The following is a 26,495-nucleotide window of genomic DNA, read 5'->3' on the forward strand; positions in this document are numbered from 1 at the left end:
AATAATAAATTATTCGTGGATTTCAGTTACAACGCCTGATCCTACAGTACGTCCACCTTCACGGATTGAGAAACGAGTACCGTCTTCAATCGCGATTGGAGCGATTAATTCAACTGTCATTTCAACGTTGTCACCAGGCATAACCATTTCAGTACCTTCTGGTAAGTTAACTACACCAGTTACGTCAGTAGTACGGAAATAGAATTGTGGGCGGTAGTTACTGAAGAATGGAGTATGACGTCCACCTTCATCTTTAGATAAAACGTAAACTTCCGCTTTGAATTTTGTATGAGGTGTGATTGAACCTGGAGCAGCTAATACTTGTCCACGTTGTACGTCTTCACGAGCAACACCACGTAATAATGCACCGATGTTGTCACCAGCTTCAGCGTAGTCTAATAATTTACGGAACATTTCTACACCAGTAACAGTTGTTTTAGAAGTGTCATGTAAACCGATGATTTCAACTTCTTCACCAACTTTGATTTGACCACGTTCAACACGGCCTGTAGCAACAGTACCACGACCAGTGATTGAGAATACGTCCTCAACTGGCATCATGAATGGTTTGTCAGAATCACGTTCTGGAGTTGGAATGTAGTCATCAACTGCTTGCATTAATTCTAAGATTTTTTCTTCGTATTTTTCGTCGCCTTCTAATGCTTTTAATGCAGAACCAGCGATTACAGGTACGTCGTCACCTGGGAAGTCATATTCAGTTAATAAGTCACGAACTTCCATTTCTACTAATTCTAATAATTCTTCGTCGTCTACCATATCAACTTTGTTTAAGAATACAACTAAAGCTGGTACACCAACGTTACGAGATAATAGAATGTGTTCACGAGTTTGTGGCATTGGACCGTCAGCTGCAGATACAACTAAGATACCGCCGTCCATTTGAGCAGCACCAGTGATCATGTTTTTAACATAGTCAGCGTGTCCTGGGCAGTCAACGTGAGCGTAGTGACGTTTGTCAGTTTGATATTCGATGTGTGCAGTATTGATTGTAATACCACGTTCTTTTTCTTCTGGTGCGTTGTCAATCATGTCATATGATTGTGCAACAGTGTCACCGTTTTTAGCTAATACAGTTGCGATTGCAGCTGTTAAAGTAGTTTTACCATGGTCAACGTGACCGATAGTACCAATATTGGCATGTTCTTTTGAGCGATCAAATTTTTCTTTTGCCATTATTAAATCTCTCCTATTCTTAATAAAAGTTATTTTCAAATTTATCTCTCATGATAGTTTCTCACCATCATGAGAAGATGATTGATTAAGTTGAGTCTAAAAGAAGTATTACTCAATTCATACTTCCTTTATAATGCATTTACCCATAAAAATCAATTCATAAAAGTGATTAGCCTATAACTAAGCTCAACCTGTATTTTAACCTAGCATAGCTAGTAAAAACAAGTTATATTATTCACCTTTATTTTTCTTAATGATTTCTTCAGAAATTGATTTTGGAACTTCTGCATAGTGGTCAAAGTACATAGTGTAAGTACCGCGACCTTGAGTGTTAGAACGTAATGAAGTTGCGTAACCGAACATTTCTGAAAGTGGTACATAAGCATTTACAACTTGTGCATTACCACGAGGTTCCATACCATCAACACGTCCACGACGAGATGTTACGTCACCCATGATATCGCCCATGTATTCTTCAGGCATTTCGATAGTTACTTTCATCATTGGTTCTAAGATAACTGGATCACATTTTTTAGCAGCTTCTTTAAGTGCTAATGATGCAGCAATTTTGAAGGCCATTTCAGATGAATCGACATCATGGTATGAACCATCATATAATTTAGCTTTAACATCAATTAATGGATAACCAGCAAGAACACCATTTTCCATAGCATCTTTAAGACCAGCTTCTACTGATGGAATGTATTCACGAGGAACTACACCACCAACGATAGCATTTTCGAATTCGAAACCGCCACCAGTTTCATTAGGTGTGAATTCAATATGAACATCACCATATTGACCACGACCACCTGATTGACGAGAGAATTTACCTTGAACTTGTGCTGATTGCTTGAATGTTTCACGATATGAAACCATTGGCGCACCAACATTACATTCAACGTTAAATTCTTTCTTCATACGGTCAACTAAGATATCTAAGTGTAACTCACCCATACCACCGATGATAACTTGTCCAGTTTCTTCGTCAGTATGTGCATGGAAAGTTGGGTCTTCCTCTTGTAATTTAACTAAAGCTTGAGTCATTTTATCTTGGTCAGCTTTAGATTTTGGTTCAACTGATAAGTGGATAACTGGTTCTGGGAATTCCATTGATTCCAAGATAATGTCGTTTTTCTCTCCACATAAAGTATCACCAGTACCTGTTTCTTTAAGACCTACCGCAGCAGCGATATCGCCTGAGTAAACAGTGTCAATCTCTTGACGTGAGTTAGCGTGCATTTGTAATAAACGACCTACACGTTCACGTTTGTCTTTAGATGAGTTTTTAATATATGAACCTGAGCTCATAGTACCTGAGTAAACACGGAAGAAAGTTAATTTACCAACATAAGGGTCAGTCATAACTTTAAATGCTAATGCAGCGAATTCAGCTGAATCGTCTGGTTTAGCAATTACTTCTTCTTCAGGATTGTTAGCACGGTGACCAACGATTGGTTTTACATCTAAAGGAGATGGTAGGTAATCAATTACAGCGTTAAGCATTAATTGAACACCTTTGTTTTTGAATGCAGTACCGCAAAGAACTGGGTAGAATTCTACATCAGTTGTAGCTTGACGGATTGCATTTTTTAATTCTTCAACTGAAATTTCTTCGTCACCAAGATATTTTTCCATTAATTCATCATTAGTTTCAGCTACTGCTTCAATTAATGTTGAACGAGCTTCTTCAGCTCTTTCTTTGTGATCATCTGGAATTTCAATTTCATCGATTTCTGTACCTAGGTCGTTAGTGTATTTGAAACATTTCATTTCAACTAAGTCAATGATTGCTTCAAATTCATCTTCAGCACCAATAGGTAATTGGATAGGTGCAGCATTAGCTTGTAAGCGGTCATGTAATGTGCTTACAGAATAATCAAAGTTTGCTCCTAATTTATCCATTTTGTTAATAAACACGATACGAGGTACGCCGTATGTTGTAGCCTGACGCCAAACTGTTTCAGTTTGAGGTTCAACACCTGATTGAGCATCAAGTACTGTAACCGCACCGTCAAGTACACGTAAAGAACGTTCAACTTCAACTGTGAAGTCTACGTGTCCTGGTGTATCGATAATATTTACACGGTGGCCTTCCCAAGCTGCAGTTGTTGCAGCAGATGTGATAGTAATACCACGATCTTGTTCTTGTTCCATCCAGTCCATTTGTGAAGCACCTTCGTGAGTTTCACCAATTTTGTGGATACGACCTGTGTAATAAAGAATACGTTCTGTCGTAGTAGTTTTACCAGCATCAATGTGAGCCATGATACCGATATTACGAGTATTTTTCAAAGAAAATTCTCTTGCCATGTATTTTTTCTCCTTCCAGTTATTACTGAATAAGTACTTTAGATATGGCGATGCCCTAAGCATGAGCCATTATTGGTAAACCAATCGTTTGGAACACACTCAGGGTAAAAGCTTCAATCTTACCAACGGTAGTGAGCAAATGCTTTGTTAGCTTCAGCCATTTTGTGAGTGTCCTCACGTTTCTTAACTGCACCACCTGTATTATTTGCTGCATCTAAGATTTCGTTAGCTAAACGTTCTTCCATAGTTTTTTCACCACGAAGACGCGCATAGTTAACTAACCAACGTAATCCTAAAGTAGAACGACGTTCTGGGCGTACCTCAACAGGTACTTGGTAGTTTGAACCACCCACACGACGAGCTTTAACTTCTAATACTGGCATAATGTTTTCGATTGCTTCTTCGAATACTTCAATAGCTTGACGACCACTACGTTCTTCAGCTAGGTCGAATGCTGAATAAAGAATTCTTTGAGCTGTTCCACGTTTACCGTCTAACATAATTTTGTTAATTAATTTTGTAACTAATTTTGAGTTATGAATTGGATCTGGTAATACGTCTCTTTTAGGTACTGATCCTTTACGAGGCATAATGTAAATCCTCCCTTCCTATTATAGTATATTGTGTTTCATTATTTTTAAAATTTACGTAATCTTAAAAATTAATTTTTAGGTTTTTTAGTTCCGTATAATGAACGACCTTGTCTACGTCCGTCTACACCTGAAGTATCAAGTGCACCACGTACAATATGGTAACGCACACCAGGTAAGTCTTTTACACGTCCACCACGTACAAGTACTACACTGTGTTCTTGTAAGTTGTGTCCGATACCAGGAATGTATGCGTTGATTTCAATGTTATTTGATAAACGCACACGTGCATATTTACGTAACGCTGAGTTAGGTTTTTTAGGTGTCATAGTACCCACACGAGTACAAACGCCACGTTTTTGTGGAGAATTCAATTCAGTGAATTGTTTCTTCTTACTGTTAAAACCTCTGTTTAAAGCTGGTGAATCAGATTTTTTTGATTTGCTTTGTCTTGGTTTACGTACTAATTGGTTAATAGTTGGCATTGAATATGTCCTCCTCTCTTCATTTTTTAATCCCACACATCCAGGTGGTTCATTTTAAGGTTAAATAAAATTTAGTAAGTAAAAACTTACTAATTCTCATTCAATATAGCAACGATTGTTGCATTAACATTAATACCTACATATTCTCCTAAATCCTTCTTAGATGAGAAAAGTGTATATGGTATGTTTTTTTGATTGATTTGGCTTAACACGCGAGTCATAAGATGAACCTCAACGTCTTGAGCAATAATCAATGATGTAACTTGATCTTTATTCAACGCTTTAAGCGTCTCCTTCAGACCAACTACATATTGTTGTTTGTTAAAGCGTGCAACTTTTTCATTAGACATTTATAATATCCTCCAAAGTTCTGCTTGCATCAACCTTTAATATAGTAACATTACATGACTACAATAGTCAATATTTATTCATGCATTTATGAAATAAATAAGAATCAAGAGACTAAAATTTTCGTTTAGTCTCTTGATTAAATAACTATTCGGTAACGTCTACCTCTTCTTCTGTACTAGCAACTGGAGCTACGTTTTTATCGAATTGAACATCGCTATAACGTCTCATACCAGTACCAGCTGGGATAAGTTTACCGATAATTACATTTTCTTTAAGACCAAGTAAATCATCGCGTTTACCTTTAATAGCTGCATCAGTAAGTACACGAGTTGTTTCTTGGAATGATGCTGCAGATAAGAAGCTTTCTGTTTCAAGAGAAGCTTTTGTAATACCTAGCAATACTGGTTTTGCAGTTGCTGGGCGTTTACGTTCTTTAAATGCTTCTCTGTTAGCATCTGTAAAGTTGTGGATATCAACTAATGAACCAGGTAATAACTTAGTATCTCCTGCTTCAATGATACGAACTTTACGTAACATTTGTCTTACCATTACCTCAACGTGTTTATCATCAATTTCAACACCTTGCATACGGTAAACTTTTTGAACTTCTTTTAATAAATAGCTTTCAGTAGCATTTAAACCAGCAACTGATAAGAAGTTTTTAGGTTCAATTGAACCTTCTGTTAATACTTCACCACGTTCAACTGATTGTCCTACTTCAACTTTAAGTCTAGAAGTTCCTGAAGCTAGATAAGATCTAGTTTCATTTTCACCTTTAACAACAATTTCTTGTTGACGGTCTTTTGCTAATTTAATATCTTCTACTACACCTTCAATTTCAGTGATTACAGCTTGACCTTTAGGGTTACGTGCTTCAAATATTTCTTGAATACGTGGAAGACCTTGAGTAATATCGCTTCCGGCTACCCCACCTGTATGGAATGTACGCATTGTAAGCTGTGTACCTGGTTCACCGATTGATTGTGCAGCAATTGTACCAACTGCTTCACCCACTTCAACTTTTTCACCTGTTGCAAGGTTTTTACCATAACATTTTTCACATACACCATGACGTGTATTACAAGTGAATGCTGAACGGATGTACATTTGTTCAATGCCAGCGTCAGTAATTTTCTTAGCAATTTCAGCAGTGATTAACTCATCTGGACGGATAATCACTTCATCAGTTTCAGGATGACGGATAGTTTCTTTTGAGTAACGTCCTTCAATACGTTCAATGAATGGTTCAATCATTTCTGTACCTTCTCTAATATCTGAAACAAGTAAACCTCTGTCAGTACCACAATCTTCTTCACGAACAATAACATCTTGTGCAACGTCAACAAGACGACGAGTAAGATAACCTGAATCGGCAGTTTTAAGTGCTGTATCGGCAAGACCTTTACGCGCACCATGAGTAGAAATGAAGTACTCTAACACTGTTAAACCTTCACGGAATGATGATGTGATTGGTAGTTCGATGATCTTACCTGATGGTGCAGCCATCAATCCACGCATACCTGCTAACTGTGTAAAGTTAGATGCGTTACCACGGGCACCAGAGTCACTCATCATGAAGATTGGGTTTGTTTTTTCAAGTGATTGCATTAATTCACCTTGAATTTGGTCCTTAGCATCTGTCCAAATTTCAACGACAGCATTGTAACGTTCTTCTTCAGTGATTAAACCACGATTGAATTGTTTAGTTACACGATCAACTAATTTTTCATGCTCATCTAAAATATCTTTTTTATCTGGTAATACCACGATATCAGATACACCAACAGTGATACCTGCTTTTGATGAGAATTTAAATCCTAGGTCTTTCATGCGGTCAAGCATCATAGATGTATCAGTGATACTAAATCTATTGAATACTTCAGCAATGATATTACCTAAGAATTTTTTATTGAATGGTTCAGTTAATTCTTTAGTTTCAAAGAATTCTTTTAATCCACCTTCACCTAACTCTGTTGGGTCAACAAAGTATTTATCAGGTGTTTTACCTTCAAGGTTAGCTTGAGTTGGTTCATTGATATAAGCAAATGAATCAGGAATGATTTCATTAAAGATAATTTTACCTACAGAAGTAGCTAAAATTTTATTGTTTTGCTCATCTGTAAATGTTGGATTATTGAATGAACTTGCATGTACACCAATTCTAGTGTGTAAATGAACATAGCCATTAGCATATGCTTTTAACACTTCGTTAGTATCATTAAAGATTGCCCCAGTGTTAACAGCATCTTTACGTTCTAATGTTAGGTAATAGTTACCTAATACCATATCCTGTGATGGTGTAACAACTGGTTTACCATCTTTAGGGTTCAAGATGTTTTGCGCAGCTAACATTAACATACGTGCTTCGGCTTGAGCCTCTTTAGATAATGGAACGTGAACAGCCATTTGGTCACCATCAAAGTCAGCGTTATATGCTGTAGTAACAAGAGGGTGTAAACGGATTGCACGACCTTCAACTAAAGTTGGTTCGAATGCTTGGATACCTAATCTATGAAGTGTAGGTGCACGGTTTAGTAATACTGGATGTTCTACGATAACTTCTTCTAAAACATCCCATACTTCATCGTCCATGCGTTCGATTTTACTCTTCGCATTTTTAATGTTTGTTGCAATTTCACGTTGAACTAATTCTTTCATTACGAAAGGTTTAAATAGTTCAAGTGCCATTTCTTTAGGTAAGCCACATTGATACATTTTCAGACTTGGACCTACTGCGATAACGGAACGACCTGAATAGTCAACACGTTTACCTAATAAGTTTTGACGGAAACGACCTTGTTTACCTTTTAACATATGTGATAGTGATTTTAATGGACGGTTACCAGGACCTGTAACAGGACGGCCACGACGACCATTATCAATTAAAGCATCAACAGCTTCTTGTAACATACGTTTTTCATTTTGAACTATGATTCCAGGTGCACCAAGATCTAATAAGCGTTTCAAACGATTGTTACGGTTAATAACACGTCTATATAAATCGTTTAAGTCACTTGTTGCAAAACGTCCACCGTCTAATTGAACCATTGGACGGATTTCTGGTGGGATGATTGGAAGTACATCTAAAATCATCCAAGCTGGATTGTTACCTGAATTACGGAATGATTCAACTACCTCTAAACGTTTGATAGCACGAGTAAGTCTTTGTCCTGTTGCAGATTCTAATTCATCACGTAAAGTTTTAAGTTCTTCATCTAAGTCAATTTCTGATAATAAGTCTCTGATACCTTCAGCACCCATTTTGGCAACAAATTGACCTGGATATTTATCATAATAATCTCTAAATTCTGCTTCTGATAATAATGTTTTCTTTTCTAAACCAGTTGGACCTGGGTCAACAACAACATAAGAAGCAAAGTAAATAACTTCTTCTAATGCTCTTGGAGACATATCTAATAATAGACCCATACGGCTAGGGATACCTTTGAAGTACCAAATATGTGAAACTGGTGCTGCTAATTCAATGTGTCCCATTCTTTCACGACGTACTTTTGACTTCGTTACTTCAACACCACATCTATCACATACCATGCCTTTGTAGCGTACACGTTTGTACTTACCACAACTACACTCCCAGTCTTTTGTAGGTCCAAATATTCTTTCACAGAAAAGACCATCTTTTTCAGGTTTTAACGTACGATAGTTAATTGTTTCAGGCTTTTTAACCTCACCATAAGACCATGAACGAATCTTTTCAGGTGAAGCTAATCCTATTTTCATATAATGGAAATTATTTACATCAATCAAGGAGCCTACCTCCTTCAATTTAGATTAGCTGTGCTATTTGATTGATTTACATTTATAGTATATAGAATTTGAGAAAGGTTTGAGCGACACTGATGTCGCCCCAACCTATATTCTAGTTATCTATGTGCATATTAATCAGTAGTTTCTTTTTGTGATTCTGGCGCATCTTTTTGTTGTAAATCTACTTTGCGTTCAGTTACATCTTCATCTTCGTTGTCAGCCATTTCGATTTCGTTATCTTGCTCATCCATCACTTTGACGTCTAATCCTAAACTTTGTAATTCTTTCATCAATACACGGAATGATTCAGGAACACTTGGTCTAGAGATATTTTCGCCTTTTACTATAGCTTCGTATGTTTTAACACGACCTACAGTATCGTCTGATTTATAAGTCAAGATTTCTTGTAATGTGTATGCAGCACCATATGCTTCAAGTGCCCATACCTCCATTTCACCAAAACGTTGTCCACCGAATTGCGCTTTACCACCTAATGGTTGTTGCGTAACTAATGAGTATGGACCAGTTGAACGCGCATGTAATTTATCGTCAACCATGTGTGCAAGTTTAAGCATGTACATAACACCAACTGAAATACGATTATCGAATGGTTCACCAGTACGACCATCATATAATACAGTTTTACCGTCACGAGCCATACCTGCTTCTTCGATAGTTGACCAAACGTCATCATCGTTGGCACCATCGAATACTGGAGATGCAACATGGATACCTAAGTTTTTAGCAGCCATACCTAAATGTAGCTCAAGTACTTGTCCGATATTCATACGTGATGGTACACCTAATGGGTTTAACATGATGTCAATTGGAGTTCCATCTGGTAAATATGGCATATCTTCTTCAGGAACAATTTTAGAAATGACACCTTTGTTACCATGTCGACCACACATTTTATCTCCGACGTGAATTTTACGTTTTTGAACGATATAAACACGTACTAATTGGTTAACACCTGGAGATAATGTATCATCGCCTTCTTCACGATTGAATACTTTAACATCTAGAACGATACCGCCAGCACCATGTGGCACACGTAATGATGTATCACGAACTTCACGTGCTTTTTCACCAAAGATTGCATGTAATAATCTTTCTTCTGCTGTAAGTTCTGTAACTCCTTTTGGTGTTACTTTACCTACTAAGATGTCTCCATCATTAACTTCAGCACCAACATAAACGATACCACGTTCGTCTAAGTTTTTAAGTGCACTTTCAGAAACATTAGGAATATCACGTGTAATCTCTTCAGGTCCTAATTTAGTATCACGAGCTTCTGATTCATACTCTTCAATATGAATTGAAGTGTAAACATCGTCTTTAACTAAACGTTCACTCATGATTACAGCATCCTCGTAGTTATAACCGTCCCAAGTCATGAATCCAACAACAACGTTACGGCCTAATGCCATTTCGCCTAATTCCATTGAAGGACCATCAGCTAGTATTTCGTTATATTCAACGATGTCACCAGCAGCAACAATTGGGCGTTGGTTATAACAAGTACCAGAGTTAGAACGTTTGAATTTCGCTAATGGATAACGATCTAATTCACCTTCGTGCTCTTGTCCATTTTGTTCAACTAGACGACGTACTAAGATTTCATTAGATTCAACATGTTCAACTCTACCTCTATAGTTTGCTGTAATAGCAGCACCTGAGTCACGTGCAGCAACATGTTCCATACCAGTACCAACAAATGGAGCTTCAGGGTTCATCAATGGTACTGCTTGACGTTGCATGTTTGCACCCATTAACGCACGGTTAGAGTCATCGTTTTCTAAGAATGGGATACATGCTGTAGCTGCTGATACAACCTGTTTAGGTGAAACATCCATGTAATCCATTTTTTCTTTAGCCATAACTGTGTTATTACCACGGAAACGACAAACAACTTCATCGTCTAAGAAACGGCCATTTTCATCTAATCGAGAGTTCGCTTGGGCAACAACATAACTATCTTCTTCATCAGCAGTTAAATAGTCAATTTGATCAGTAATTGCATTCGTATCTAAATCTACTTTACGATATGGTGTTTCAATGAAACCAAATTCATTCACACGTGCGTAACTAGATAAAGAGTTGATTAATCCAATGTTTGGACCCTCTGGTGTTTCAATTGGACACATACGACCATAGTGAGAATAGTGTACGTCACGAACTTCCATTTGTGCACGTTCACGTGTTAAACCACCAGGTCCTAAAGCAGAAAGACGACGTTTATGTGTTAATTCTGCTAATGGGTTAGCTTGGTCCATGAATTGTGATAATTGTGAACTACCAAAGAATTCTTTAATAGATGCAATAACAGGACGGATATTGATTAATTGTTGTGGTGTAATTGAATCCGTATCTTGAATAGACATTCTTTCTCGAACTACACGTTCCATTCTTGATAAACCAATACGGAATTGGTTTTGTAATAATTCGCCTACTGAACGTAAACGACGATTACCTAAATGGTCAATATCATCTGTATAACCGATACCACTTAATAAGTTAAAGAAATAACTCATTGAAGAAATGATATCTGCTGGAGTAATACATTTAACTTCTGAATCTGGTAATGCATTACCAATAACAGTTGTTGTGCGTCCTTCTTCATCATTAGGAACATATACTTTGATTGATTGAATTTCAACTGGTTCATCAATAACTGTTCCTTCTAATTCAAATACTTCACTATTAGCATTTGATTCTAAAACGTCCATAATTTCGTCTAATTTACGACGATCAAGAACTGTTCCTTCTTCAACTACAATTTCACCTGTTTCACTATTAACAATTGGTTCTGCTAATTTTTGGTTGAATAAACGGTGTTTTAAGTGTAGTTTTTTGTTTGCTTTGTAACGACCAACGCTTGCTAAGTCATAACGTTTTGGATCGAAGAAACGTGAATATAATAAGCTTTTAGCATTTTCTACTGTTGGTGGTTCGCCAGGACGTAAACGCTCATAAATTTCTAATAATGCTTGTTCTGTGTTTTCAGTACCATCTTTTTCTAATGTATTACGTAAGTATTCACTATCACCTAGTAAATCTACAATTTCTTGATCACTTGAGAAACCTAATGCTCTTAGTAATACAGTTAATGGTAATTTACGTGTTCTATCAATACGTACATAAACAACGTCTTTTGCATCAGTTTCATATTCTAACCATGCACCACGGTTAGGAATAATTGTTGCATCATAGTTTACACGGCCGTTTTTATCAAGTTTTTCATTGAAATAAACGGATGGTGAACGTACTAATTGTGATACGATAACACGTTCTGCACCATTGATAACAAATGTACCTGTATCTGTCATTAGTGGGAAATCACCCATGAATACTTCTTGCTCTTTTACTTCGCCAGTTTCTTTAATAATAAGACGTACTTTTACACGAAGAGGTGCAGCATAAGTAGCGTCACGGTTTTTTGATTCTTCTAAGTCGTATTTCGGTTCACCTAATCTATAATCTACAAATTCTAAAGATAGGTTACCTGTGAAATCTTCAATCGGAGAAATGTCTCTAAACATTTCTAATAAACCTTCTTTAAGGAACCAATCGTAAGATTTTGTTTGAATTTCTATTAAGTTCGGTAATTCTAATACTTCTGAAATTCTCGCGTAGTTTCTACGTTTACGATGTCTTCCATATTGGACAACTTGACCTGCCAAACAGATTCACCCCTCAAAAATTGTGTGGTTTGCTTTTACTCATAAAACAAAAGAGAGACTCAAGATTTAAAGACAAAAAGAAAACGGCAACACTTCAGATGACACCATTTTCTATTCTTTATTTATCTTGTTTAACTTATTTGTTTTACATAAAAGTACACACTTATTGAACATAAATTTTTACATTTTATAACTATATCAGAATACTACTCTTAAATCAAGCTTTTGAACTTTTTAATATATAGTACCCTTTACTTTTATTTACAACTTCCACATTGTTAAATAATTCATCCATTTTCTTTTTAGCGGAAGGCATACCTTGCTTTTTTTGGATGACGACAAATAACTCGCCACTTACTTTAAGTTTTTGGTAAGCTTCTTCAAAAATACGATGAACGACATCTTTGCCCGCTCTGATTGGCGGATTAGTTAATACAAAATCAAATTGGTTATCTTCAACTTGAGTCATCCCATCACTCTCTAAAATATCCGCATTTTCAATGTGATTTCTTTTTTTATTCTTTTTAGCTAATTCTAAGGCTCTTCTATTCACATCTAACATAGTAATATGATGATGTGGAGATACCTTAGCAATCATTAATCCAATTGGACCATATCCACAACCAACATCAGCAATTGTTTTACTTGGACCAGGTGGATTGTTATTTATGAATGTTTGAATTAATAAGTCAGATCCATAATCAACTCTATCTCTAGAAAAAACTCCATTATCTGTAATTAAATCTATTGATTGTTGATAACACTCATAAGTGATATGTTTTTCATCACTTTTTACATCCGGATTTTCATCATAGTAATGACTCATGTCTTCACCTCTATTAGTCTTTTGTATAACATTAATTGAAAAAATTATTATAAATGAATTAAAAACCCCGTTATCGCAATAACGGGGTTTTTAACTTCTCAAAGAATGTAGTCACAAATATAATTTGTAACTATATTATTTAGTTAGGAAACTAGAATTATTTTAATTCTACAGTTGCTCCAACTTCTTCTAATTGTTCTTTAAGTTTTTCAGCTTCTTCTTTAGGTAAAGCTTCTTTGATTACTTTAGGAGCTCCGTCAACTAATTCTTTAGCGTCTTTTAATCCTAAGCCAGTTGCTTCTTTAACTGCTTTAACAACTTTGATTTTTGAAGATCCAGCTGAAGTTAATTCAACATCAAATTCAGTTTTTTCAGCTGCTGCGTCGCCGCCACCAGCTGCACCTGCTGCTGCTACTGGAGCTGCTGCAGTTACACCAAATTCTTCTTCAATTGCTTTTACTAAATCGTTTAATTCTAAAACTGACATTTCTTTAATTGCTTCAATGATTTGTTCTTGATTAGCCATTTTATAATTCCTCCGTTATTTTTAATTTTTTATGCGCAATTATTCAGCGCTTTCTTCTTTTTGTTCTCCAACAGCTTTAACCGCATAAGCGAAGTTGCGTACTGGAGCTTGTAATACAGATAAAAGCATAGATACAAGACCATCGTGTGAAGGTAATGAACCAACAGTTTTAACTTCTTCTGCTGAAATAACATTTCCTTCCATAACGCCTGTTTTAACTTCTAACGCTTCATGTTCTTTTGCAAATCCTGCAATAACTTTTGCTGGAGCTACTACATCTTCAGTTGAAGTTGCGATAGCTGTAGGACCTGTTAAGAATTCATCTAAGCCTTCGATACCAGCTTTTTCAGCAGCACGACGTACCATTGTGTTTTTGTATACTTTATACTCAACACCAGCTTCACGTAATTGTTTACGTAATTCAGTAACTTCAGCTACTGTTAAACCACGGTAGTCAACGATCACTGTTGAAACTGAGTTTTTAAGTTGATCAGCAATTGTATCAACTAATTGTTTTTTAGCTTCAATGATAGCAGACATTCAGACACCTCCATTTAATTTTTTCGGTGCTTTTTTTAAGTTTAATAAAAAAAGCACTTTCTACCCACGGCAAAAAGTGCTTGAAAGTTAATAGTCACGTTCAAGTCAATTTTAGCCTCGGTAGGATTATGTTTTAAGTTATCAAATAACTCCTACTGTCTTAGGTAAAATAATCACAATATTTAATATAACTGCTTAATTGTAATATGTCAATATGTTTTTTAGAAACTCTTAGCATTTTAATGCTTAGAGTTTCTTATGCATGAGCTTTAGCTCAAGTGTTCCTCTCGTAATGCATTTTAATGCTTAGAGTTTCTTCGTTTTTAAAAATTAAACCTAGGACTTTAACAGCCCTAGGTTATATTTATTAATTATAATTTGAATGAAGAAGTATCAACTTTAACTCCAGGACCCATTGTTGTAGTTACAGCAACAGATTTGAAGTAAGTACCTTTAGAAGATGATGGTTTAGCTTTTGCTAATACATCTTGTAAAGCTTTGAAGTTTTCAACTAATTTTTCATCGCTAAATGAAACTTTACCGATAGAAGCATGTACGATACCAGCTTTTTCAGCACGGTATTCAACTTTACCAGCTTTGATTTCTTCAACTGCTTTTTTAACATCCATTGTTACAGTACCAGTTTTAGGGTTTGGCATTAAACCTTTAGGTCCTAATACACGACCAAGTTTACCAACTTCGCCCATCATGTCTGGAGTAGCAACAACTACGTCAAAGTCGAACCAACCTTGTTGGATTTTTTGTACGTAATCAGATTCACCTACGTAATCTGCGCCTGCTTCTTCAGCTTCAGTGATTTTATCACCTTTTGCAAATACTAATACACGTTGTGATTTACCAGTTCCGTTTGGTAGCACTACTGCACCACGGATTTGTTGGTCATTTTTACGTGTATCAATTCCTAAACGGAATGCAACTTCAACTGATGCGTCAAAGTTAGCAATGCTTGTTTCTTTAGCTAATTTAACTGCTTCTTCAACACTATAGTGTTGTGTACGGTCAACTTTATTAGCTGCTTCTTGATACTTTTTACCTTTTTTAGCCATTTATTGTTCCTCCTTTAGTGGTTTTAGCGGAATTTCCTCCCACATTTACTTGTGTCTACCACAAGTTAAGAGCAGATAACAGATAGTTTCTTAATCGTATCAGCCTTTTCAAGCTACTGAGTGCTAAGATGTCATAGACAAAATGGATTGTTTATACCTATTCTGTTACCTGCTTTTATCGTTTGAATCAGTTCATTTCAAATTAGATTTGATTGTTTATTATTCTACAGTGATACCCATACTACGAGCAGTACCTTCGATAATACGCATAGCTGCTTCTTCGTCTGCAGCATTTAAATCTTGCATTTTTTCATTAGCAATTTGACGTACTTGATCTTTAGTTACTGAAGCAACTTTGTTTTTGTTAGGTTCGCCTGAACCTTTTTCAACGCCAGCTGCTTTTTTAAGTAGTACTGGAGCCGGTGGAGTTTTTGTAATGAATGTAAATGAACGGTCTTCATATACACTGATTTCTACCGGAATGATTAAACCTGCTTGCTCTTGAGTACGTGCATTGAACTCTTTACAGAATCCCATAATATTCACACCTGCTTGACCTAATGCTGGACCAACTGGTGGTGCTGGGTTTGCTTTACCTGCAGGAATTTGTAATTTAACTACTTTTTCTACTTTTTTAGCCACGATGTGCACCTCCTTGATATCGTGATGTGGTCACAGGGCTCAGTTTTGCCCTCCCACTCTTAACATTTCGTGACGAAATGAACGCTCTAAAAGCGCGACCACATTATTTTAACACTGTTTCACTTCAGAAAGCAATAGTAAAATTTCAACTTTCATATATTATATATGTTAATTTTGTTTACTATAATTTTTCGATTTGATCGAATTCAACTTCTACCGGTGTTTCTCTTCCGAACATATCAACTAACACTGTTAATTTGAATTTTTCCGCTTCAATTTCTTGAACTTCGCCAACTTGGTTTGCGAATGGTCCAGATTTAATGCGTACTTGTTCGCCAACATCTAATTCGACATCGATTGTTTTTTCCTTTAATCCCATTTGTTTAAGAATAAAGCGAACTTCTTCTGGTAATAATGGGTTAGGTTTTGATCCAGCTCCAGCTGAACCGACAAATCCAGTTACACCTGGTGTATTTCTTACTACATACCATGATTCATCTGTCATTACTAATTCTACTAGTACATATCCAGGGAATGTTTTCTTCACAAGTTTTTTAGCTTTTCCATCTTTAACTTGTGTTTCTTCTTCTTCAGGTATGACAACTCTAAAGATTTGTTCTGTCATATTCATTGATTCTACTCTTTTTTCAAGATTCTTTTTAACTTTGTTTTCATATCCTGAGTATGTATGCACTGCATACCAACGCTTTGCGCCTACTTCTTCAGACATGTCGCCACTCCTAACCTAATAATAAATTTTTCAACGCTGTAATTCCTAAATCTAAGGCATAGAAAAAGACTAAGAAGAATATTACTGTCGAAACAACTATAACAGTGTATTTAAATAATTCCTCTTTAGTTGGCCAACTTGTCTTTTCCATTTCAGATTTTACACCTTGAAAAAAGCTATCTTTTTTAGCCACTAATAAAACCTCCAAATCTTTTAACAATATCTTTATCACATTCTGCGTATTGTTTATTTTGATTCTTTATGTACTGTATGAGCATTGCATCTTGAACAGTATTTCTTAAGGGTCAATCTTTCAGCAGAGCCTTCTTTTTTGGGTACATTATAATTTCTATTGCCACACTCTTCACAATTCAAGGGTACTTTTTTCACATTCATTCACCTTTACTCATTAATATACCAGTCTACTATACATAAATCTAAATATGAATGTCAAACTAGTATACGTCATATTAAGGTTATATCGTTTCTTGCATTCATATTATTATCACTATTTAAACTTATATTCTAAATGATGTCTTATTTTCATTTTACAACGTTGTATCGCATTGTAAACTACTTTGTCTTTAATAGATAATAGGTTAGCGATTTCCTTAGGCTTATAACCTTTAGTATATAAATCAAATACCTTTTGTTCTTGAAGTGTCAAATATTGTTTTATCACATTGATTGCTTCTATTATTTCTTTTCTCTGTAAATTGACCTCTATCTCGTCTCGATTAAGTATATTAATTTGGTAATCTATGACATATTCATTAACCAAATTTTTAAATTGCTTTTGATCAGAGAAACATTTTCTATAATAATCACATTTCACAGATTTAATTAAACATGATACGTATTTTACAAATGATTCATCACATTGGTAATTATACCGTTTGAGTGCTTTGTAAATTTTAATCAAGATTTCTTGATATAAATCATCTTTTTCAAATTGATTTTGAGAAATAGAATTAATCCTTTTGATAATTAATGGGTTGAATCGGTGTATAACCTTTTTTAAATCCATTTCTAATCTTTGCAAATCTGGCGATATTTGTTGTTGTTCTAGTTGTCCTTTTTCTTGTGTCATATAAATAGCCTTTCCAAAAATTTAAGACTATTTTATAAGATATCTATTTTAAATAGCAATATTGCAGAAATTAATCTTTTTTATGGTTACCCCTTCTTATTTTTTCAAATTCTGCAAGTATATCTTTAGACAACGGAATTCGAGTTCTTGGTTTCTTTTCTGTGATGTCTTCTAACGATTTACTAACAGTAATTTGATTTTCTTTTAATTCTCTCCACATTTCTCTAGAGGAAATTCGATATGCACCAGAACCAAAAATAGCATGTTGTTCGCTCATATCACTCGTCACAACTGTTATATGCGTTGTGTGTTTGTTATACAATTCATAAACATAGCGCTCAATAAAGCTATCGGCCGTTTCTTTTTCCTTAGTAAATACTGTTCTAACTCCGTGATACATATACTCTCTTTCGATGCCAGATTGTTCATAAGCATCGAATACGCAAACAATCTCGTCGGCGATTACAGCATTATAGTTTGCAATAGCGTCAATCAATTGTTCTCTTGCTTCTTCAAGGTTATCTTTAGCAATTTTACTCAGTGTCGTTGATTGGCCAATCATATTGTAACCGTCAATAATTAAATAACGTTCCTTCATTATTCGTCTCCGTTCGAATGTCTTTTACGGAATACCTCGTACATCATTAAACTTGCAGCAACTGATGCATTTAAACTATTTACATGACCAACCATAGGAATTTTAATATAGAAATCACATTTATCACTTACTAAGCGACTCATGCCTTGTCCTTCACTTCCTATTACAATTGCTAGAGACATATCGGCTTCTAACTCTCTATAGTCTGTTGCATTATTTGCCTCTGTACCAGCAACCCAAAAGCCATTATCTTTTAGTTCATCAATTGTTTTGGCTAAGTTTGTTACTCTGATGACAGGCACATGCTGTATGGCACCTGTAGAAGCCTTAGCAACGGTTTGAGTTAAAGAAACAGAACGTCGTTTAGGAATTATGACGCCATCAACACCAGACGCATCAGCTGTTCTTAAAATTGAACCTAAGTTATGAGGGTCTTCTAAACCGTCTAATATCATAACTGTAGATAATCCTTCTTTTTCTTTTTGTTGTTTTAAAAATTGATCGAAATCAGCATATTCATATGGTGCAATAAGTGCAGCTACTCCCTGATGGGGTGCAGTAGATAAAAAATCTAATTTAGATTTTGGCACTGTTTGTACTATGATTTTTTGATCTTTTGCATTTTTTAAAATATCGTTGATTTGTTGTTTTTTTATACCATCTTGTATCAAAATCTTATTTATTGAATGACCTGAAGTAATAGCTTCTTTTACTGCATGTCTACCAACAATGACTATATCTTCCACTTACTCACGACCTCTCATTAACTATTTCTATTATTTTATTTAGCAATTCTTTCAATCGTTCTTCATTATGTTCTAAATACAAATAACCAAGTACCGCTTCTATAGCTGAACTCTTACGGTAAGTTTGAATGTCTGTATTTTTAGCTTTAGTATAACTTTTAGCATTACGCCCTCTTTTTAATATATCCAGTTCTTCTTCAGTAAACCAACCTTCATCAATAAGCGTTTCAAGTGTTTGTGCTTGGCTTTTAGCTGAGACATATTGTTTTGAAACTTGATGTAATCGGTTAGGTTTACTGCGTAATTTGAGCACGATATATTCACGAACATGCTGATCTAAAACGGCATCACCCATATAAGCTAATGTTAAAGGATTAAGTAATTTCGTATTCATATTATCCACGTTTAAATCTAACACCTTGAGGAGTATCTTCTAAAATAATATTCTTCTCTTTTAAATGGTCTCTAATTTCATCAGCACGTGCGAAATCTTTATTTTTTCTAGCTTCATTACGCTCTTCAATTAATTTTTCAATGTCTTCATCTAATAAATCATCTTGTTGTTTTCCTTTTAATGGTACACCTAATACATCACTAAATATTTGATAAACTTCTTTAAATCTATGAATAACTTGAGTTGAAGTAACATTTTCTAATACATATCGATTGGCTAATTTCGCTAAATCATACCAAGCTGTTACAGCATTAGCTGTATTAAAGTCATCATCCATCACTGATTCAAAATTTGCTAAGATATCATTAATTTGGTCGATATATTCTTCTTGATTTTCAATATCAGTAGCTATTGCTTCTCTTTCTTCAATTAATTGATAACTATTTCTAATACGTTCTAGACCACTTTTAGCTGCACTTACAAGTTCTAAATTATAGTTAATTGGACTACGATAATGCACACTAATCATGAAGAAACGTAAGACATCCGGATCAATTTCTTTTATAATATCGTGCACTAAAATAAAGTTACCTAAAGATTTACTCATTTTTTCATTGTCGATATTTATAAAGCCATTATGCATCCAATAATTAGCAAATGGTGCATGGTTGTGTGCTTCTGATTGTGCAATTTCATTTTCATGGTGAGGGAATTGTAGATCTGAGCCTCCTGCATGAATATCGATTGTTGGTCCAAGCTCGTGAAATGCCATTACTGAACATTCAATATGCCATCCAGGACGACCTTCGCCAAAAGGACTTTCCCAACTAATTTCGCCAGGTTTCGCCTTTTTCCATAAAGTAAAGTCTAGTGCATCTTCTTTTTGGTCTCCTGTTTCGATACGAGCACCTACTTTTAAGTCATCAATCGATTGATGACTTAACTTACCATAATCTTTAAATTGACGTGTTCTGAAATAAACATCTCCGTTACTTTCATAAGCATAGCCTTCATCCACTAATTTCTTGATGAAATCTATAATTTCATCCATGTGATTCATTACTCTTGGATTTGATGTAGCTTTTTTAACGTTAAGCGCACCAACATCTTCATAAAATGCTTTTATATATTTATCTGCAATTTCTGGAACACTTTCGTTAAGTTCTTTTGAACGATTAATTAGTTTGTCATCCACATCAGTAAAGTTTGATACATATATTACTTCATAGCCTTTATATTCAAAATATCTACGTACGACATCATAGTTGATTGCAGGTCTTGCATTACCAATATGAATATAGTTGTATACTGTAGGCCCACAAACATACATTTTTACCTTACCTGGTTCTATAGGTTCAAAAGTCTCTTTTTGACGCGTTAACGTATTATATAATGTAATCATCTTGAATCTCCCCGTTTCTAGTTTTTTCAAGTTGTCTTTCTAAGTGTTTAATTTGTTCATATAATGGATCTGGTAAATTTCGATGATCAAATGTTTTACCAATGCGTTTACCATCTTGTTTAACAATATGACCCGGTATTCCTACTACTGTTGAGTAGCTTGGTACTGATTGTAATACCACTGAATTAGCACCTATATTTACATTAGAGCTAATTTGAATATTACCTAACACTTTTGAGCCGGCTGCAATTAACACGTTGTCACCAATATCTGGGTGTCTCTTTCCTTTTTCTTTACCAGTACCACCTAAAGTAACACCTTGATATATTGTCACGTTATCACCAATAGTACATGTTTCCCCTATAACCACTCCCATGCCATGGTCAATAAATAATCGTTTTCCTATTTTAGCGCCTGGATGTATTTCTATACCTGTAAAAAACCTTGAGATTTGAGATATTGCTCTTGCAGCTACATAGCGTTGTTTATTATATAATTTATGTGCAATTAAATGACTCCATACCGCATGTAGACCTGCATAAGTTGTAACGACTTCAATAGTTGATCGTGCTGCTGGATCCTGTTCAAATACCATTTTTATATCGTCTCTCATTCTTTTTAACAAAACATTCTCCCCCTTAGCCTTATTAGACTATCAACTAAAATTATTTAATAAAAAAGCACCTCTAACAATAATTGCTAGAGGCGCAAAAGCACGGTTCCACTCTTCATTTAGTAAATCACAATTCAATTAACTCAACATTTGATTTACTCTCATTTAATCCATATTTGAATTTATTTTATAGATCAAAGGTGCATTCATTAAATTCCATGATGTGCTCGCAGCAACCGCACACTCTCTGAATCATGTACTACTTAATTACTAATCCTTTGATTAACTCACTTATTACTTTTAATATTATGTGGTAAATTGTAATTTTTCAAGTGTGAATTTTAATTCAACTTTAATTTCACTTTTTAAATATACTGTTTCAAACGAGATAATACTTTATCTTTACCAAGTACTTCAATTGTATTTGGTAATTCAGGACCATGCATTTGACCAGTTACAGCTACACGAATTGGCATAAATAATTGTTTACCTTTTATACCAGTTTCTTTTTGAACTTCTTTAATTGTTTTTTTAATTTCTGTAGCTTCAAATGGTTCAAGTGCTTCTAATTTACCATATAAATGAGTCATTAATTCAGGAACTTGTTCTCCATTAATCACTTCTTGTTCTTCTTCTCCAAATTCTGGCATTTCTTTAAAGAACATTTCTGAAAGTGGTACGATTTCTCCTGCATAACTCATTTCTTTTTGATATAAAGCGACAAGCTTACGTCCCCAATCTAAATCTTCTTCAGATGGATTTTCTGGGATTAAGTTAGCTTTGATTAAATGTGGTAAAGCTAATTCAAATACTGTTTCAGTATCTTTTTGTTTCATATATTGGTTGTTTACCCAAGCTAATTTTTGTTTATCAAAGAATGCTGGTGATTTAGATAAACGTTTTTCATCAAAGATTTTAATGAATTCTTCTTTAGAATAAATTTCTTCTTCGCCTTCAGGTGACCATCCTAATAAAGTAATGAAGTTAAATAAAGCTTCTGGTAAATAACCTAAATCACGATATTGCTCGATAAATTGTAAAATTTGGCCATCACGTTTACTTAATTTTTTACGCTCTTCATTAACAATAAGTGACATATGAGCAAATCTTGGTGCTTCCCATCCAAATGCTTCATAAATCATTAATTGTTTAGGTGTGTTTGAAACATGATCGTCACCACGAATAACATCAGTGATTTCCATAAAGTGATCATCAATTGCTACTGCAAAGTTATATGTTGGTACACCGTCTTTTTTAACGATTACCCAGTCACCCATATTATTTGAATCAAATGAAATTTCACCTTTAACCATATCGTTAAATGCGTACGTTTTGTCTTTAGGTACACGGAATCTAATTGATGGTTGGCGTCCTTCCGCTTCAAATTGTTGGCGTTGTTCTTCAGTTAAGTGAGCATGTTGGCCACCATATCTTGGCATTTCACCACGCGCAATTTGAGCTTCGCGTTCTTCTTCTAATTCTTCTTCAGTCATATAACATTTATAAGCTTTATCTTCATCTAATAATTGTTTGATAAGTGGATTATAGATGTCTGCACGTTCAGATTGACGATAAGGTCCATAACCTTTATCTTTATCTACTGATTCATCCCAGTCTAATCCTAACCATTTTAAATTATCGAATTGTGAAGATTCTCCATCTTCTAAGTTACGTTTTTTATCAGTATCTTCAATTCGTACTACAAAATCGCCATCATAATGTTTAGCAAATAAATAGTTAAATAAAGCAGTACGTGCATTACCAATATGCAAGTAACCTGTTGGACTTGGTGCGTATCTTACTCTTACGCGTTCACTCATTTTATCCACTCCTGTAGTTTAAATTATTAATGTTTTATTGGTGTATACCAATTTTATTCAACTTTTTATTGAATAAGTAACGAATGATTATGTTTATACAGTAAACAATAGTCTGATAATGATTGACTTTGTCATTTACCTTCTAATTTATTAATCATTAATCTCACAAATTGTGTCAAAAATTATTGTAGCACTTCTCAGCTACTTTGATAAGTTACTCGCATTTATTTTTCAAGTAATATATTTCCAGATTATATGAAAATGCCTGCTTAAATTAAATTCATTTAATCAGTTGGTGTTTCATTTAAATTTTTAGCGAATACAATACGTCCGGAAGAAGTTTGTAGTAAACTTATAACTTCTAAATCCACGTGTTGTCCAATCAATTTTTTAGCATTATCGACAACAACCATTGTTCCATCATCTAGATAGCCGACACCCTGACCCGGCTCTTTACCCATTTTAGTTAATAAAATATTCAAATGATCTCCTTGGTGTACATTAGGTTTAATTGCCTCTGAAAGATCATTAACATTCAATGCACTAATTCCATGTACGTGACATACTTTATTAAGATTAAAGTCCGTCGTAATAATATGCGCATGATGTTGTTTTGCTAATTTAATTAATAACATATCAATATCACTATGTGATTTGGTTGGGTTAATGACACGTGTTGGATATTCTAAATCATAAATCTGATTGAGCTTATCCAAACCACGTTGTCCTTTTTCACGCTTTACACTATCATTAGCATCCGCTATAATTTGTAATTCGTTAATTACACCTTGTGGAATAAGTACTTCTCCGTCCATGAACCCACATTTCATAATATCGATAACTCTGCCGTCAATAATAGCACTTGTATCAATTATTTTTGGAACTGCTTTAAAAGAATGTTGAGACATTGAGCGTGAAATATTTTCCGGTAAGAACATCAACATCTCGTCTCTCTTTTTCAAACCAAATTGGAAGCCAAAATAACATAAAATCATCGTAATAATAATTGGTATAAAATGATTTAAAATGGAATTACCAATCAATTCCAAGATAAATGAAATCATAACGGATATTAAAAGTCCGATAATTAAACCAATAGTTGCAAACAAAATCTCTACTGCACTTCTCTTCATTACTGTATGTTCTAATTCTTTAAAAGCGTATGTAATATGTTTAATAAAGAAACCAAAAACAATAAAAAATACAACAATTCCAATTAATCCGTCTATATAATAGTTAGTGAGTATAGGATAATTACCTAAGCCTAAATCTTTTATAACTTCTGGTATTATAATGATGCCTAATGTTGCACCTACTACCATATAAATAACGATTACAATTAATCTTAATGGATTCATTTTTCACCTCCTTTCAATTAAATGATTTATGAATTAAATGCATGCTTTAATGCGTCATGAACTGATGATACACCGACAACTTTAATATCTTCAGGGAATGTCCAACCACCAATATTAGTTTGTGGAATAATCACCCTTTTAAACCCTAATTTTGCAGCTTCTTGAACACGCTGTTCAATTCTTGCTACTCGTCTTACTTCACCAGTCAAACCAACTTCGCCAATAAAACAATCTAAGCCGTCTACTGCTTTATCTTTAAAACTAGATGCAGTAGCAACTATAATACTAAGATCAACTGCTGGTTCAGTTAATTTCACTCCTCCAGCTACTTTAATATATGCATCTTGTTGCTGTAGTAGATAATTTTCTTTTTTCTCTAACACTGCCATTAATAAGCTCAAGCGATTGTGGTCAATGCCTGTAGCCATTCGACGTGGGTTGTTGAATGTTGTAGGCGTTACTAAAGCCTGAACTTCAATTAGTAAAGGTCTTGTTCCTTCCATAGTCGATACTATTGTTGACCCTGGAACATTAGTAGAACGTTCTTCTAAAAACATTTCGGAAGGATTCATAACTCCTTTTAACCCGCTTTGTTTCATTTCAAAAATACCCATCTCATTCGTTGAACCAAAACGGTTTTTAACGGCTCTTAATATTCTATAGGCATGGTGTTCATCACCTTCGAAATAAAGCACTGTATCAACCATGTGTTCGAGTAATCTAGGTCCAGCTATTTGCCCCTCTTTAGTAACATGACCAACAATAAATGTCGCGATATTCATTTGTTTAGCGATATTCATTAAGCTTTGTGTACTCTCTCTTACTTGAGAGACAGAACCAGGTGCGGAACTAATTTCTGGGTGATAAATTGTTTGTATTGAGTCAACGACTAATAAATCTGGATTAATATCTTTAACTGTCTGATAGATTACTTCTAGATCTGTTTCAGCCAACACTTGTAACTTGCTTGAGTCTTCTTCTAAGCGATCTGCACGAAGTTTTGTTTGATTAATTGATTCCTCACCTGTAATGTATAAAACATTTTTAGATTGAGAGAGAGAAGCACAAATTTGTAAAAGTAATGTTGACTTCCCAATACCTGGGTCACCGCCTATTAAGACAAGAGATCCATTTACAATGCCTCCACCAAGTACACGGTTAAACTCTTTTGATTCTGTGAGCACTCGTGGTGTAGATTCATGTTTAATACTGTCTAGTGTTTGTACTTTTCCTGCAGTTTCTTTGGATTTAACACCATGTTTTGGATTGGCGGCTTTTTCAACTATTTCTTCCATTTGGTTCCATGCACCACAGTTAGGGCATTTCCCCATCCATTTTGGAGATTGATAGCCACATGCCATACATTCAAATATTATTTTTTTCTTGGCCAAATTCGCACCCCCGTTTTATTTAAGAACAAATCTATTTTAAACTGACAAATTCATAATGACAAATTAAATGTTAATACTTTAATTAATTATTTAAAATTATTCAAAATCACTATGATTATGTCAATTTTTGTATTGTATTATTTGTTCGACACCTTCTTGTTATCAATTCATCGTTCTCTTCAATTCATACTAATTATTTCAAAAATCTTTGATATCATCGTCTATTATTATGGCACATCTTGATAGAGTATTCATTTATTTTTTATAATGATTCTAATTTAACATTACTAAATAAAGAGTCTGGGACATAAACCCTAGAGAAATAGCCAGTAAATGAGTTTTAACAAATTCATTTACTGGCTTCTTTA

The 26,495-nt window shown here is 34.7% G+C and carries 24 protein-coding genes and 1 other annotated feature; all 24 genes read right to left on the reverse strand.

Annotated features, from left to right (window positions below; genetic code table 11):
• Nucleotides 1-9: 9 nt before the first annotated feature.
• The 24 genes from tuf to radA all read right to left on the reverse strand — a co-directional run bounded on the left by tuf (nucleotide 10) and on the right by radA (nucleotide 26,127).
• Nucleotides 10-1,194, reverse strand: a complete 1,185-nt coding sequence (gene tuf / locus Q4528_RS11585; protein ID WP_017637541.1) for an elongation factor Tu — start codon at nucleotides 1,192-1,194, stop codon at nucleotides 10-12.
• 231 nt (nucleotides 1,195-1,425) lie between these two features.
• Entirely contained in the window at nucleotides 1,426-3,507 is a 2,082-nt protein-coding gene (gene fusA / locus Q4528_RS11590; RefSeq protein WP_029056350.1) for an elongation factor G, read from the reverse strand.
• A 119-nt stretch (nucleotides 3,508-3,626) separates the two neighbouring features.
• Nucleotides 3,627-4,097, reverse strand: a complete 471-nt coding sequence (rpsG, locus tag Q4528_RS11595; protein WP_303521678.1) for a 30S ribosomal protein S7 — start codon at nucleotides 4,095-4,097, stop codon at nucleotides 3,627-3,629.
• A 71-nt stretch (nucleotides 4,098-4,168) separates the two neighbouring features.
• Complete coding sequence (rpsL, locus tag Q4528_RS11600; protein ID WP_002451222.1) at nucleotides 4,169-4,582, reverse strand: 30S ribosomal protein S12; 414 nt, start codon at nucleotides 4,580-4,582, stop codon at nucleotides 4,169-4,171.
• A gap of 89 nt (nucleotides 4,583-4,671) precedes the next feature.
• Nucleotides 4,672-4,932, reverse strand: coding sequence for a ribosomal L7Ae/L30e/S12e/Gadd45 family protein (locus Q4528_RS11605; protein ID WP_017637538.1), 261 nt, complete (start codon nucleotides 4,930-4,932; stop codon nucleotides 4,672-4,674).
• A 145-nt stretch (nucleotides 4,933-5,077) separates the two neighbouring features.
• On the reverse strand, nucleotides 5,078-8,674 hold the full coding sequence (gene rpoC / locus Q4528_RS11610; protein WP_176745280.1) for a DNA-directed RNA polymerase subunit beta': 3,597 nt from the start codon (nucleotides 8,672-8,674) through the stop codon (nucleotides 5,078-5,080).
• A 158-nt stretch (nucleotides 8,675-8,832) separates the two neighbouring features.
• Nucleotides 8,833-12,384, reverse strand: coding sequence for a DNA-directed RNA polymerase subunit beta (gene rpoB, locus Q4528_RS11615; RefSeq protein WP_072291878.1), 3,552 nt, complete (start codon nucleotides 12,382-12,384; stop codon nucleotides 8,833-8,835).
• A gap of 217 nt (nucleotides 12,385-12,601) precedes the next feature.
• Nucleotides 12,602-13,210, reverse strand: a complete 609-nt coding sequence (locus Q4528_RS11620; RefSeq protein ID WP_017637535.1) for a class I SAM-dependent methyltransferase — start codon at nucleotides 13,208-13,210, stop codon at nucleotides 12,602-12,604.
• 157 nt (nucleotides 13,211-13,367) lie between these two features.
• Nucleotides 13,368-13,736 carry a 50S ribosomal protein L7/L12 gene (gene rplL, locus Q4528_RS11625; protein ID WP_017637534.1) on the reverse strand — a complete coding sequence of 123 codons (369 nt, stop codon included), beginning with the start codon at nucleotides 13,734-13,736 and terminating at the stop codon, nucleotides 13,368-13,370.
• Nucleotides 13,737-13,775: 39 nt separating this feature from the next.
• Complete coding sequence (gene rplJ / locus Q4528_RS11630) at nucleotides 13,776-14,276, reverse strand: 50S ribosomal protein L10 (protein WP_017637533.1); 501 nt, start codon at nucleotides 14,274-14,276, stop codon at nucleotides 13,776-13,778.
• 38 nt (nucleotides 14,277-14,314) lie between these two features.
• Nucleotides 14,315-14,459: a sequence feature (ribosomal protein L10 leader region), on the reverse strand.
• A 188-nt stretch (nucleotides 14,460-14,647) separates the two neighbouring features.
• Nucleotides 14,648-15,343 (reverse strand): 50S ribosomal protein L1, encoded by a 696-nt coding sequence (gene rplA, locus Q4528_RS11635; protein ID WP_017637532.1) that lies wholly within the window; start codon nucleotides 15,341-15,343, stop codon nucleotides 14,648-14,650.
• 219 nt (nucleotides 15,344-15,562) lie between these two features.
• Entirely contained in the window at nucleotides 15,563-15,985 is a 423-nt protein-coding gene (rplK, locus tag Q4528_RS11640) for a 50S ribosomal protein L11 (RefSeq protein WP_017637531.1), read from the reverse strand.
• A gap of 181 nt (nucleotides 15,986-16,166) precedes the next feature.
• Nucleotides 16,167-16,715: a transcription termination/antitermination protein NusG gene (gene nusG / locus Q4528_RS11645; RefSeq protein WP_002451213.1), complete on the reverse strand. Its 549-nt coding sequence runs from the start codon at nucleotides 16,713-16,715 to the stop codon at nucleotides 16,167-16,169.
• A gap of 10 nt (nucleotides 16,716-16,725) precedes the next feature.
• Nucleotides 16,726-16,908, reverse strand: a complete 183-nt coding sequence (gene secE, locus Q4528_RS11650; RefSeq protein ID WP_017637530.1) for a preprotein translocase subunit SecE — start codon at nucleotides 16,906-16,908, stop codon at nucleotides 16,726-16,728.
• 53 nt (nucleotides 16,909-16,961) lie between these two features.
• Nucleotides 16,962-17,105 (reverse strand): 50S ribosomal protein L33, encoded by a 144-nt coding sequence (gene rpmG / locus Q4528_RS11655; protein ID WP_026083498.1) that lies wholly within the window; start codon nucleotides 17,103-17,105, stop codon nucleotides 16,962-16,964.
• A gap of 118 nt (nucleotides 17,106-17,223) precedes the next feature.
• Complete coding sequence (locus tag Q4528_RS11660; protein ID WP_029056347.1) at nucleotides 17,224-17,805, reverse strand: sigma-70 family RNA polymerase sigma factor; 582 nt, start codon at nucleotides 17,803-17,805, stop codon at nucleotides 17,224-17,226.
• Between the two features lie 70 nt (nucleotides 17,806-17,875).
• Entirely contained in the window at nucleotides 17,876-18,403 is a 528-nt protein-coding gene (locus Q4528_RS11665) for an NYN domain-containing protein (RefSeq protein ID WP_017638455.1), read from the reverse strand.
• Nucleotides 18,403-19,149: a 23S rRNA (guanosine(2251)-2'-O)-methyltransferase RlmB gene (gene rlmB / locus Q4528_RS11670; protein WP_017638456.1), complete on the reverse strand. Its 747-nt coding sequence runs from the start codon at nucleotides 19,147-19,149 to the stop codon at nucleotides 18,403-18,405. Before rlmB ends, Q4528_RS11665 begins: the two co-directional genes overlap by 1 nt.
• A gap of 4 nt (nucleotides 19,150-19,153) precedes the next feature.
• On the reverse strand, nucleotides 19,154-19,543 hold the full coding sequence (locus Q4528_RS11675; RefSeq protein WP_026083540.1) for a Mini-ribonuclease 3: 390 nt from the start codon (nucleotides 19,541-19,543) through the stop codon (nucleotides 19,154-19,156).
• 1 nt (nucleotide 19,544) lies between these two features.
• Nucleotides 19,545-20,945 (reverse strand): cysteine--tRNA ligase, encoded by a 1,401-nt coding sequence (gene cysS / locus Q4528_RS11680; RefSeq protein WP_017638458.1) that lies wholly within the window; start codon nucleotides 20,943-20,945, stop codon nucleotides 19,545-19,547.
• A complete protein-coding gene (gene cysE, locus Q4528_RS11685) occupies nucleotides 20,929-21,558 on the reverse strand; it encodes a serine O-acetyltransferase (RefSeq protein WP_176745279.1) in 630 nt (209 codons plus the stop codon). The genes cysS and cysE overlap by 17 nt, the downstream gene beginning before the upstream one ends.
• 365 nt (nucleotides 21,559-21,923) lie before the next feature.
• Nucleotides 21,924-23,378 carry a glutamate--tRNA ligase gene (gltX, locus tag Q4528_RS11690; protein WP_017638460.1) on the reverse strand — a complete coding sequence of 485 codons (1,455 nt, stop codon included), beginning with the start codon at nucleotides 23,376-23,378 and terminating at the stop codon, nucleotides 21,924-21,926.
• Nucleotides 23,379-23,662: 284 nt separating this feature from the next.
• Nucleotides 23,663-24,736, reverse strand: coding sequence for a PIN/TRAM domain-containing protein (locus Q4528_RS11695; protein WP_017638461.1), 1,074 nt, complete (start codon nucleotides 24,734-24,736; stop codon nucleotides 23,663-23,665).
• Nucleotides 24,737-24,762: 26 nt separating this feature from the next.
• Nucleotides 24,763-26,127, reverse strand: coding sequence for a DNA repair protein RadA (gene radA, locus Q4528_RS11700; RefSeq protein WP_017638462.1), 1,365 nt, complete (start codon nucleotides 26,125-26,127; stop codon nucleotides 24,763-24,765).
• Between the last annotated feature and the right edge of the window lie 368 nt (nucleotides 26,128-26,495).

Source organism: Staphylococcus pasteuri (assembly GCF_030547725.1).
Lineage (GTDB): Bacteria > Bacillota > Bacilli > Staphylococcales > Staphylococcaceae > Staphylococcus > Staphylococcus pasteuri.

What these genes read in the sequence shown, in the direction of transcription:
- nusG (WP_002451213.1), bottom strand. Translation starts at nt 16,715, where the DNA reads ATGTCTGAAGAAGTAGGCGCAAAGCGTTGGTATGCAGTGCATACATAC.
- rpsL (WP_002451222.1), bottom strand. Translation starts at nt 4,582, where the DNA reads ATGCCAACTATTAACCAATTAGTACGTAAACCAAGACAAAGCAAATCA.
- Q4528_RS11695 (WP_017638461.1), bottom strand. Translation starts at nt 24,736, where the DNA reads ATGAATCCATTAAGATTAATTGTAATCGTTATTTATATGGTAGTAGGT.
- fusA (WP_029056350.1), bottom strand. Translation starts at nt 3,507, where the DNA reads ATGGCAAGAGAATTTTCTTTGAAAAATACTCGTAATATCGGTATCATG.
- rpoC (WP_176745280.1), bottom strand. Translation starts at nt 8,674, where the DNA reads ATGAAAATAGGATTAGCTTCACCTGAAAAGATTCGTTCATGGTCTTAT.
- Q4528_RS11605 (WP_017637538.1), bottom strand. Translation starts at nt 4,932, where the DNA reads ATGTCTAATGAAAAAGTTGCACGCTTTAACAAACAACAATATGTAGTT.
- Q4528_RS11665 (WP_017638455.1), bottom strand. Translation starts at nt 18,403, where the DNA reads ATGAAGGAACGTTATTTAATTATTGACGGTTACAATATGATTGGCCAA.
- rplA (WP_017637532.1), bottom strand. Translation starts at nt 15,343, where the DNA reads ATGGCTAAAAAAGGTAAAAAGTATCAAGAAGCAGCTAATAAAGTTGAC.
- rplL (WP_017637534.1), bottom strand. Translation starts at nt 13,736, where the DNA reads ATGGCTAATCAAGAACAAATCATTGAAGCAATTAAAGAAATGTCAGTT.
- gltX (WP_017638460.1), bottom strand. Translation starts at nt 23,378, where the DNA reads ATGAGTGAACGCGTAAGAGTAAGATACGCACCAAGTCCAACAGGTTAC.
- tuf (WP_017637541.1), bottom strand. Translation starts at nt 1,194, where the DNA reads ATGGCAAAAGAAAAATTTGATCGCTCAAAAGAACATGCCAATATTGGT.
- rplJ (WP_017637533.1), bottom strand. Translation starts at nt 14,276, where the DNA reads ATGTCTGCTATCATTGAAGCTAAAAAACAATTAGTTGATACAATTGCT.
- Q4528_RS11620 (WP_017637535.1), bottom strand. Translation starts at nt 13,210, where the DNA reads ATGAGTCATTACTATGATGAAAATCCGGATGTAAAAAGTGATGAAAAA.
- Q4528_RS11675 (WP_026083540.1), bottom strand. Translation starts at nt 19,543, where the DNA reads ATGAATACGAAATTACTTAATCCTTTAACATTAGCTTATATGGGTGAT.
- cysS (WP_017638458.1), bottom strand. Translation starts at nt 20,945, where the DNA reads ATGATTACATTATATAATACGTTAACGCGTCAAAAAGAGACTTTTGAA.
- cysE (WP_176745279.1), bottom strand. Translation starts at nt 21,558, where the DNA reads ATGAGAGACGATATAAAAATGGTATTTGAACAGGATCCAGCAGCACGA.
- Q4528_RS11660 (WP_029056347.1), bottom strand. Translation starts at nt 17,805, where the DNA reads ATGACACAAGAAAAAGGACAACTAGAACAACAACAAATATCGCCAGAT.
- rpsG (WP_303521678.1), bottom strand. Translation starts at nt 4,097, where the DNA reads ATGCCTCGTAAAGGATCAGTACCTAAAAGAGACGTATTACCAGATCCA.